Source organism: Polynucleobacter sp. Latsch14-2 (assembly GCF_018881925.1).
GTDB lineage: Bacteria > Pseudomonadota > Gammaproteobacteria > Burkholderiales > Burkholderiaceae > Polynucleobacter.
Genome location: NZ_JACVPL010000043.1, coordinates 1 through 948 on the forward strand (window position 1 = coordinate 1; position 948 = coordinate 948).

Genomic DNA, 948 nt, shown 5'->3' on the forward strand with positions numbered 1-948 from the left:
CGTAGATTCAAACACGAAGTGCAACACGGTTTAAAGATTGATTAAAGACTTCATTGGGGGTTTTAAATCCTAATCGTTTTCTAGGTCGGTTGTTTAATCGGTCTTGGATCATTCTAAGCTCTGCATCGCTTACGGTGGATAGGGGTCTCTTTTTGGGGATGTATTGCCGCAATAGACCATTGAAGTTTTCATTTGATCCCCGTTGCCAGCTAGCAAATGGATCAGCAAAGTAAGTAGTGGATTTAAGGGCAGTATCAATTCTGCGGTGCTCGGCAAATTCCTTTCCATTATCAAAAGTAATGGTTTTGACTAGTGGAGCCATGGGGGCTAGTTTACTAATGATCGCGCTACTGACTAAATCCGCAGTTTTATTGATGACTTTGGCAATGACAGCATAACCGCTCTTACGTTCAACCAAGGTCACTACCGCTTGCTTGTGATGGGCTCCAATGACGGTATCACCCTCCCAGTGACCGACTTGGGATCTTGTCTCAATGTGTGCTGGGCGCTCACTAATAGGTCTTCTGCCTACGATTTGGCCTCTGCGATCCCGGCCACTGGCATAGCGTTTCTTGCATTTTTTTTGGCAGCGTAGCTGTTGATACAGGCTACCGCCAGCCGCTTTATCAGCGTAGACATGGCGGTAGATGGTCTCGTGACTAATACCGACCTGATTGGCAATTTGGACGGGGCTCCACTGCGCTAAAAGGTAATCCACTGCCTGATTCCATTGATCGGCTGTTATTTGGGCGGCATTACGGCAGCCTAAGGAGCGCTCCTCAGATAAAAGGCAAGCTTGCCTGGGACGGTAACCCCGATTGCCCGTATTGCGAGCAAGCTCTCGGCTAATGGTCGACTTATGCCGATCCATCAGTTGGGCTATTTGAGTTTGGGTTTTTCCGTCTTTCATGAGGATATAAATCTGATATCGTTCAGTTTGGCTAAGGT

Annotated in this window: 1 protein-coding gene; it reads right to left on the reverse strand. The window is 47.4% G+C overall.

Annotation, left to right across the window (positions count from 1 at the left end; translation table 11 throughout):
• Positions 1-7: 7 nt before the first annotated feature.
• A partial coding sequence (locus ICN46_RS11885) for an IS30 family transposase (protein WP_216209137.1) occupies positions 8-948 on the reverse strand: 941 nt, incomplete at its 5' end.